Annotated in this window: 8 protein-coding genes; all 8 read right to left on the bottom strand. The window is 45.5% G+C overall.

Going from position 1 to position 9747, the window contains the following annotated elements; all coding sequences use genetic code 11:
* Positions 1 to 456 (bottom strand): hypothetical protein (locus QCH34_RS02020; RefSeq protein ID WP_366898214.1); only part of this gene is annotated, 456 nt, incomplete at its 3' end.
* Positions 453 to 1295, bottom strand: coding sequence for a transketolase (locus QCH34_RS02025; protein ID WP_300329232.1), 843 nt, complete (start codon positions 1293 to 1295; stop codon positions 453 to 455). The genes QCH34_RS02025 and QCH34_RS02020, both read right to left, overlap by 4 nt.
* Before the next feature lie 7 nt (positions 1296 to 1302).
* Positions 1303 to 2355 carry a radical SAM protein gene (locus tag QCH34_RS02030; RefSeq protein WP_300329235.1) on the bottom strand — a complete coding sequence of 351 codons (1053 nt, stop codon included), beginning with the start codon at positions 2353 to 2355 and terminating at the stop codon, positions 1303 to 1305.
* 116 nt (positions 2356 to 2471) lie between these two features.
* Entirely contained in the window at positions 2472 to 3038 is a 567-nt protein-coding gene (locus QCH34_RS02035; protein WP_300329238.1) for an SIS domain-containing protein, read from the bottom strand.
* 17 nt (positions 3039 to 3055) lie between these two features.
* Positions 3056 to 4582: a PfkB family carbohydrate kinase gene (locus QCH34_RS02040; protein ID WP_300329241.1), complete on the bottom strand. Its 1527-nt coding sequence runs from the start codon at positions 4580 to 4582 to the stop codon at positions 3056 to 3058.
* Positions 4583 to 4609: 27 nt separating this feature from the next.
* The gene (locus tag QCH34_RS02045; protein ID WP_300329244.1) at positions 4610 to 5614 is read right to left on the bottom strand and encodes an SDR family oxidoreductase; all 1005 of its coding nucleotides are present in this window, start codon (positions 5612 to 5614) and stop codon (positions 4610 to 4612) included.
* A 95-nt stretch (positions 5615 to 5709) separates the two neighbouring features.
* Positions 5710 to 7554, bottom strand: a complete 1845-nt coding sequence (locus QCH34_RS02050; RefSeq protein ID WP_300329247.1) for an ABC transporter ATP-binding protein — start codon at positions 7552 to 7554, stop codon at positions 5710 to 5712.
* Between the two features lie 96 nt (positions 7555 to 7650).
* Positions 7651 to 9747, bottom strand: a 2097-nt coding sequence (locus QCH34_RS02055; protein WP_300329251.1) for an oligosaccharyl transferase, archaeosortase A system-associated, incomplete at its 5' end; no start/stop codon positions are given.

Here is a 9747-nt window from a genome sequence, read left to right on the forward strand (position 1 = left end):
AACCGGGCCGCCTAATTCGGGGGCCTCCCTAACTGCCAGCCTCGTCTCTATCGCATCTGCCGGACAGACAACAGTCATATTGGGAAGTGCCCGTGCGATTGCCAGATCTTCACAGATATAATGCGTAGGTCCAAGTGACGAATAGGTCAGGCCACCACCAAGTCCAATAATCGTTACAGGAAGATTCTGGAAGGCAAGATCAACCCTCACCTGTTCAAAGGAGCGGGCAATATCAAATGCCGAGAATGTATAGACAAAGGGGCGGAAACCACTCATTGCAAGGCCTGCAGCGACACTGATCATGTTCGCTTCTGCAATACCGCAGTTGAAAAATCGGGTGGGATACAAGTCCTTAAAGTGATCGAACATATGGTTTCCGATATCACCCATAAGGAGAACAATACGGGGGTCGCTACCTGCAAGCTCGGTCAGCTCCGTTGCAAATGCATCTCTCATTCGACTTTCAACTCCATATGTGCTTTCATTACATCTTCTGCAGAGGGGATGCGATAATGCCAGTTATTATCATCTTCCATAAAAGAAACCCCTTTTCCTTTTATGGTATGGGCGATAATTGCAATAGGTCGATCAGGTGATCGAAGTGCCGTCTTCATCAATGAGATCATCGAACCAATATCATGCCCATCCACCTCATAAGCATCCCATCCAAATGCAGAAAATTTTTCTTTTAATGGGGAGAGATCCATGATCTCACAGGTCCGGCCACAGGCCTGCCATTTGTTATAATCAACAATTACAACAAGATTCTTCAGCCGGTGTGCCGGTGCAAAGAGTGCCCCCTCCCATACAGATCCTTCGTCACACTCACCGTCGCTCATAAGAACGAATGTTCTGTATAATCTTTTTGAGAGATTAGCTGCCACTGCCATCCCAATTCCGATACTAAGACCATGGCCAAGTGACCCTGATGTTGCTTCAATTCCGGGGAGGTTTTTCCATACCGGATGTTCGGTGAAACAGCTTCTCTCTTCATTGAAGGTAGCTACCTGCTCAATAGGAAAGAAACCGCGGTGGGCAAGAACAGTATAGAGTGCAAGGGCTGCATGTCCCTTGCTCAGAATAAACCTGTCACGATCCGGCCAGTCAGGTTCATCCGGCCGCAATGATAAAACCCCATAATAGAGGGCAATAAGAATATCAACACAAGAAAGGCAGCCGCCGATATGTATCGTCTCTGTTTTATATGCCGTCTCAATGATCTCAGCACGTATTTGCCTTGAGAGTGCTAGAAGAGGGATCTCATCTCTCATGCTATCTGAACTGTCTGGGGTCATATGAATCTCAAATAAAATTTACATGCGGATGTGGATTCTGCAACTCCGCAAGATATCGATTGATGGCATCCAGCCGGCAACCATCCCTGCATCCCATAATTTGCTCTTTTGTGAATTGCTTAAGAACAGTCTTTCTTCTCTCTCCACACCATATGTTTGAGAATGATTCATGATTCAGGTTTCCATAAGTAAAATCTTCATTTTTATGGAATAAATTACAGGGAATAATTGATCCATCTGATTCAATAAGTGTGTAATAAGATAAACCATAACATTTATCATATTCCCTTTTTTTCATAAGTCGCTCTGCAGTTTGTGATCTGAATATGACCTGGAATTCTGGTGTGCCATAATTTCTGATATCCTCTTCAAGATGTTGGTAGTCAGCGTATGTAATTACAAAGCGGTTTTTACTGAGTGGATGCTGGGAATAAGGTTTAATCTGGACGTTATCAACACCAATATCCTTAAAAATTTCAATAAAGGAGAGGAGATCATCAAGATTAGCGGGAATCAGCAAATATTGTACTCCGATAACCACAGGCAGATTGTTCTGCCTCTTGATTGCCACTGCCTCTTTGATATTGGCTATGATCCGATCGAAATCCTTTGATCCTCCAAGATGGACTTTTTTATGCACCTCTGAGGACCCCGCATCGACACTGAAACGAATCCATGAGAGTGCAGGAAGAATACGTTCGCATTTCTCACGATTAAATAGTACACCATTGGTGGATAGAGCAACATCCAGGCCTTCTTTGCGTGAATATTCAACGCATTCACAGATATCAGGATGCAACAATGGCTCACCCTCACCAGCAAACATCACAGACTTCACGCCGCATTCAGCCATATCATGCAGAGCATGCTTCAAAACAACAGGATCAATATCAACAGGTTTCTTCTCAAACCAATCCAGTGCGCAGAAAATACAGCGGTGGTTACAACGGTTGGTAACACCAATCTCTACATATATTGGAAAGCAATCCCCTTCTTCCCTCCATTCAGCAACCCTTTCAGGATGATATATTAATTTGTGACTGTCGACATCTATCTCCATGGAAGAAACCTCTTTGAAAGGTATTATGTGATGTGAATGATATCTTGTATTCTCTTAGGTTTTTTTCGAGACCCATAATCATTCCAATAATCACTCTTATATCAAATGAAAGATCATTAATTTTTTATTTGATCTGAAATATAGTGAGCAATAACCGAATGTGCCAGCTCTACATATCCATATTCATTTGATTCAATATAACAGTTCAGATTACCCATTTCCCGGAGGGAATTTTCAGGATGGAAACCTGAGAGAGTGATGATTGAACTGCATCCGGCATGACGGGCAGCGCTAACTGCATCAAGAATATTTTGTGACCGACCAGAACTGCTGATAGCAATCAGCATATCACCCTTATCAACCCAGAGGTTGACCAGCTCACGATATGCAGCGATATAGCTGATATCATTTGAGAGTGCAGTTAAGAGAGGGGGTTCAGTAAATACCATTGCACGAATCCCACCTGCTTTGCAGAGATCATTCTGGAGATGGCTGGCAATAGCTGCACTGCCCCCGTTACCAATGATCATCACTTTCCTACGATCTGCCTTGACTCGCTGAAGAAAGGAAGTAATCAGATGGAAACCATCCTCAGCATCCAGAACATTCCCGTTGCTGTCTGTAATAAGTAAACTTCCCAGATACGAATGTAGTTTGTGTAAATATTCATCAAAAGGCATCATGATAAAAATCTTGTATACTATTTGAGTAAGACCGATAAGTATTTTTTGAACGCTATCTTCTCAATCGAACTTCTGTGACCAACTGTTGATACCGCAACAGAAGCAGCAGCATTACCAACCATACCGGTAATCTGTAATGAAGCCCGCTGAACTGCACAAAGAGACGCTAGCGCAATCATCGCATCACCAGAACCAATTCGATCTACAACCTTCTTGGCAAATGCAGGTATAGTCAACATGCTTTCACCATTATAACAGATACACCCTTCCTTTCCCTGGGTTACAATTGTAAGAGGACACGATAATTTTTCTGATACACTTTTCACCATATCAAAAACCGTGCCCGGATGATGCCTCTCTTCAAGTCGAATCTCAAGATCATTAAGGCAGATAAAATCAGCCGAGGGGTACTTTGAGATAACATTAAATCCCTTGTTTCCAGAGTTTGCCTGAGTATTGACCGCTAAGAATGTGGCATTTTCGGAAATCATTCGAGCAGTGTTGCGTGATATAAATCCATGGCCAAAATCAACGACAAGCACAAGATCATAGTCCTTAATCCGAGAAAAAATCATTTCCTGCAACGTTTTTTCCTCAGATTCATCCAGATCCTGGGTATTGATATTGTGAACCTCAAACATCTTCTGGATAACCGTTCCCTCAGCAACAAATCTCTTTTTAATAATAGTGGGAGATGCTCTTTTATAGAAGAAAGTAGGGTTTACTTTTTGAGATAGGTGTTCCCTGATAAAGTGTTCTTCAGTCTCATTCTCTCCAACCATTGCGATGAGATCGACAGTATCACAGAAACCGGCAACATTATTTGCAACTGCAAGAATCCCCCCGCAAAACCGCTCGTGAGAAAGGTATTTGACGGCAATTGCTGGATCTTTTGAAGCAATGCCAATCATTTCACAATAATTATATTCATCAAGGATGGCCTCACCGAGGACTAAAACTTTGAGAGATTGTGCTCGATCGATAATTCCAAGGACTTCTTTTTCCCCATGTTCCACAATGACTGTTTGAAAGAACTTTCGTGTTTCTTCAGGATAATCAGCTGAGAATTGATTGAGGAGCTTCGTCGAACTGAACACGATATCATCGGTGAAGTGCATTGATCCTCCATTCTCCTGCAATGCCCGTTGTTCTTCAACGATCATACCAGTCAGATCATTCTCGGAAACTTTATATTCTGAACCCTTTGCATAAATATCAGGCTTTAATAGATTGATGGTTTCAACAGCTGTTGGCCATTTATTCAGCGCGACATAATCAACAACCTCAAGCGCAGCTATTGCTTCGCACCGTAAACTCTCCGTGAATGCAGGGCGATCAGGGCCTTTATTAACATATTTATCAGGCGTTACAGTCACAACAAGGACATCACCTGCGGTCTTGGCACTCTCAAGATATTTTATATGCCCGATATGGAGGAGATCAAATACACCATGACATAATACAATTTTGTTATCCTTTTTTATTTCCGGGAGTAATTCTGCAAGATCATCAATATTAATGATTTTTTGTTTTTGTGTCGTCATGAAGATGCGTCACCCCACAATAGCTTATTATTGTTCTTTTCCAAGATATTTGAACCAGTCTTTTGTTGCTTCTGCGATACTCTGTCTTTCCCATAGAGGCGCATCCCGCCAGTCATCAATATGCCTGAGCATCTGCTCTACACCTTTCGGAAACGTTATCTGCGGCGTCCAACCCAGCTGTTTTGTTATCTTGGAGATATCTGCAAACGTGCAATCCGGCTCTCCCGGGCGTTTTGGGATATAATCAACAGGACCGCCGAGATGCCCCACAAGTTCATTGATACTATAGGTACCACCAGAACCGACGTTAAAAATCTCCCCACTGATCTCCGATTCTGCTGCTTTGATAAACGCATCAGCAACATCAGTGACATAAGTGAAATCCCGGGTCTGATTACCATCTCCAACAACGGTGTATGGTTTTCCAGCCAGTTTTTGTGCCAGAAAAACTCCAAATACCGCACCATATGTGCCGGTTGTCCGCGCACGTGGACCATACACATTAAAAAGGCGAAGGGAGACACAAGGTAGATTGTAGAGATTATTCCAGTGAAGCACATACTGCTCACCAACGTTCTTCGTCAATGCATAGGGGTACATTGGACGGATCGGTGCAGTTTCTGGTGTGGGAAAAACATCCGGCAATCCATAACAGGATGATGATGCAGCATAGACAAAACGCTTCACTTCAGCTTTTCTCGAAGCTTCCAAAACTGCAATAGTCCCATCAACATTTGATAGATGATACTGCATAGGATGGACAATGGAGGGGACAATATCAGCGAGTGCTGCAAGATGGAAAACCCAGTCAACCCCTTTGAAATACTCCTCTATATCTGATATGTTCGAAATATCAGCCTCAATGAGGCTTAATATAGGATTTTTTAAATGATGTGAAAGGTTTTCCGGCCTCCCAGTGGAGAAGTTATCAAGGACTGTGACTGTGTGTCCCTGATCAACTAATGCATCAACAAGATTACTGCCGATGAAACCCGCACCACCGGTTACAATACATTTTTTTGTTCCTGCCATAATATTCTCCAATATAATCTTATAAGGCCACTACTTTACTTTGAGGGTGATTTTTCGACATTACTAATAATCTAATGAAAAAGCACCTTTTACGTTTATGCCGATCTATCTTCTTCAACCAACTCACTCATAACATTATCTCCCCTATCCTCTTTGTCCTGCCCAAGATACAACTGATAATACTCCCCCTTCAATTCAAGCAGCACCTCGTGGGTTCCTCTCTCAATGATCCGACCCTTTCTCAGCACATAGATCACATCCGCATTCTGAATCGTGGTGAGCCGGTGTGCAATAGTAATCACTGTCATCTGCTCAGAGAGCTTATTTATTGAGTCTATAATCTTCTTCTCGGAGATATTATCAAGCGAACTGGTCGCCTCATCCAACAACAGGATCTCCGGGTTCCGCAGAATAATTCGCGCGATCGCAACCCGCTGCCGCTGCCCCCCGGAGAGCTTCATCCCCTGGTCGCCTATGATCGTATCATAGCCATGATCGGTTGCCATGATGAATGAATGGGCATCAGCACGCCGGGCCGCCTCGATGATCTCCTCATCGGTGCAGTCAAGGCCAAACCGGATATTCTCCTTGATAGAATCATTGTAGATGAAGGTCTCCTGGCCAATATACCCAAGGGAACGTAGGTAGCTGGTGGTGTCGAACTCTGTTACATCAACACCATCAAACGATATCACCCCGCAATCCGGATTATAGAGGAGCGCAAGGAGGTTTGCAATCGTTGTCTTGCCTGATCCGGAGTCCCCGACGATTGCAACAGAGGTGTTCTTCGGAACCTCGAATGAGAGATCGCAGATAATGTTGTTTGAAGCCCCGGGGTAATGGAAGGTCACTCCCTGAAATGCTATAGTATCTTCAAATATGAAGGGCTTGCCATCAATCTTTGCCTTCTTCTTCTCCTTCTCACTCTCTTGGCTTATCAGCTCACCATACACAAGCTCAAGTGCTGGGAGAGTCTGCACCATTGCCGTCAAATTGGTCTGCGCCTGGGTTGCAGTAGGAACAAGACGATATAATGCAAGCATGAATGTTCCAAAAAGACCAATATACGAGAGGAAATCCCCCTCTGTCGAGACATACAGCACAACCGCACCAAGTGCAATAACCGAGAACATGATGAAGTCATTGATGATGGATGGAAGCTTTCCAAGAGCACCTACAAAGGTGTAAGCCTGCTTCAGCTTCAAAACAGCAACATCATACTTCACTTTCCAGAAGGGGATCGATCCGGTGATGAAGATCGTCTTAATTCCGGAGATAAACTCTTGGTACGCAACAGACTTCTCCATGTAGGCTTTATTTAATATTGAGCTGTTCCGATAAATCCTGGTGAAAAGCTGCTGCCTGATAATTAATGCATAGACAAAGCCAAGAATGATGAGTGCAACGGCAAGCCAGACAGATAGATAGACGATGAAGAGGAAGTAGAGGAGCGCCATCAGAGAGTTCTTAATGAATTCCATGAAAGCACCAATCGCCCCAGCGGCCTCATTCACCGCACCCTGTCCTATATACAGCAGATCACCCTGTTTCTTTGCTGCAAAATAGCTGTAATCATTGCCCATCAGCCGATAGAAGATCTGCCGATCAAGGGAGACACGGACTGTGGCAAAGACATACGCCCCCGAGTAGGCAACAATCCCATAAAAACCGGCGATAAATGCTGTAGTCAGAAGCAGCAACAGTGCCGAGGCGAGGAAAGGATGCATTGATGCAGGCAGGATCAGGTCAAAGAACGTATCAAGCAGCCTGTGCTGGTTCTCAACATCAAGCCCGTAGTTAATGATCGGGTACACCAGAGAGACCCGGAAAACCTCCAGCCCCGCAAGTGCAATCACCGCCAGAAGATACAGTGCGAGCATCTTCTTGAAGGGGCCAAAGAGATAGTAGAGAATGTGGACTGCGTTTCTGATGACCGACACGGATGATCCTCGTTTCTTCCGAATTGTTTGATGGACAGACGTATCTAGTTATTCAATAAGAAAAAAAATACAAGGATTGTCGAAAGACACCCCCCTTCAGATCCTCAGCCCCTCCATCACCGCTTGGTACGGCACAGAAATCTCCTGCCCCGTCTCAACAATTCTATAAGGCCCAGTTGCCACAACCACATCATCCGGCCCGGCCTCGGTCGGATATGGCAGCACAAAGAACCCATCCCTACTCTCCTGTCGATAGGTGAATGTCCTGCCGGTGTTTGTCTTGATCGGCACCTCGATCATTCCGTCTCCCTGCACCGTTGCACCAGGCACAACTTCAAAGATCTTTACGTACCTGATATCACCGCCATCGGAGACCATGTTTGTCGGCGACTCATAGACAAGGCGTATATGTCGAAGGGCATCCAGTTCAGTTGATGGAATGAACATTTCAGGAGAGAGAATATCTGCCCTGTGCCCGGCAGGTGCGCTCATTTTATACTCCTCAATATACGCCTGAGCCTCAACAGCTGAAGCAAAGGTTTCTCCACCAGCAATCACCGGATAGGGGCTGCCAGTCACTCCTGCCAATGATGCTGGGATTGATGTAATAACCCATACCTCGCCCGGATCTCTGGCTGAACCATCGAAGACGTGGAGACGCTGGATCATCGTCTGGTAGTAACTCTGGCGATAGAGATTGACCGGAGTCAGCATCTGACTGTCCTGTGACTCCTGGTACAGCATTACCGTCTGGAAGTGATCAGTTGCATTAACCGGATCAAACCAGGTCGCCATCGCCCAGAACTTGCCTGTCGTCATCTCAATATCGGTGATAATATACCTGATACCAAGTTCTTCCAGCATCACGGTTGCAGCATCCCCATCTGTCTCCATGAAGAGCTGAGCGGACGTTGTCGCTCCACGCTGGAACGGATTTGCATGTGGTATCCGCTTTGAGACAAAGGTAATCCAATGGCCATAATCCCACCACGAGAGGACACCATATGCCTCAGGGGGGTACTCATACACACCACGCATCTGGGGAGTATCAAAGATCTCATAATAATCAACACCCGGATCAGGCGAGTTCTCCCCCAGCCATTGAAGCGCCGCTTTCCAGTCGGCATTCATGCCCCCATCGAGATGTGATCCAAGGGCAATATTCGCAGACAAGCCGGACCATCCAAAGAGAAGCGCAAGAGCAACCGTCACCACGAGAAGACCTGAGCGTGCAGGGCTTGGGCTTTCGACTTTGGTAACTTTCTTCTGTGGCTTCTTCTGCTTCTTCCCTTTCTGCCCCACATCTTCCAGGACCTCGGGAGACGGTTCTGGTGAAACAGCCTGCTCCTTAGGTGCCAGAAACCTCTCGATTCCAGTGAGCCTGAGGAGATCACGCCCCCCAAACTGCATTGCACCACCAACTGCCAGGGCGGCCATCAGCGCAATATTTGATGCAAGATAATACTCAAACCTGAGCTGGCGTGTGGTTGCAAGGAAGATCAGGATAAACCAGATGAGGGTAAAGAGGGCAGGAGCGTCATTCTGTTTCCATATCCGATAGAGAAGATAGACCACACCGCCAGCGACAAGAATCCAGCCCCAGCTGAACGTGGAGACTGCCATCTCAAGTCGCCAGGGCATCGCCTCCTGGACGGTGAGTACCACAGCCTGCAATCCAAAGACGGCTGTGAACTGGCTGATATACCCGCCAACAAGCGTAGGCAATACCAAAAGACCAAGAATAAAAGAACCAATTGATACCCCTGCAAGTGCTCCCGGATAATAATACCAAGGGTGATCTGCCAGATAGCGGGAGATGCCATAGAGGAGGAGCGTTCCGATGATAATAAGACTATAGACTATGATGCTCCCGGGACTATAACTCCCAACAGAGAAACCCGGTAATTTAAGCCCAAACGGAATAATCCCAAGAATAACCACCAGGAACGTGACACAGTTCGTCAGCACGAGATAGTCAGATTGCTGCTTTCGTATATGATCCAGGATCATCTGCACAAGTGTATAGACAGCAACGATGAAACCAAACATCACCATCGTTGTCATATTGTAAAAGCCAAGGAGAAACGCAAATCCCGCAAGCGCTGGATATATCAACACCGGGTTCTTCAGGCTCTCCAGATCAGAAAGCGTCACCCCACTCTCTTTCAGCTTCAGTAGTGCGATAATAAAACA

The sequence above is a fragment of the Methanocalculus sp. genome (genome assembly GCF_029762515.1).
Taxonomy (GTDB): domain Archaea; phylum Halobacteriota; class Methanomicrobia; order Methanomicrobiales; family Methanocorpusculaceae; genus Methanocalculus.

Bases quoted from the DNA above. Each gene is read 5' to 3' on its own strand.
- QCH34_RS02025 (WP_300329232.1), bottom strand. From the start codon at position 1,295: ATGACCCCAGACAGTTCAGATAGCATGAGAGATGAGATCCCTCTTCTA.
- QCH34_RS02030 (WP_300329235.1), bottom strand. From the start codon at position 2,355: ATGGAGATAGATGTCGACAGTCACAAATTAATATATCATCCTGAAAGG.
- QCH34_RS02035 (WP_300329238.1), bottom strand. From the start codon at position 3,038: ATGATGCCTTTTGATGAATATTTACACAAACTACATTCGTATCTGGGA.
- QCH34_RS02040 (WP_300329241.1), bottom strand. From the start codon at position 4,582: ATGACGACACAAAAACAAAAAATCATTAATATTGATGATCTTGCAGAA.
- QCH34_RS02045 (WP_300329244.1), bottom strand. From the start codon at position 5,614: ATGGCAGGAACAAAAAAATGTATTGTAACCGGTGGTGCGGGTTTCATC.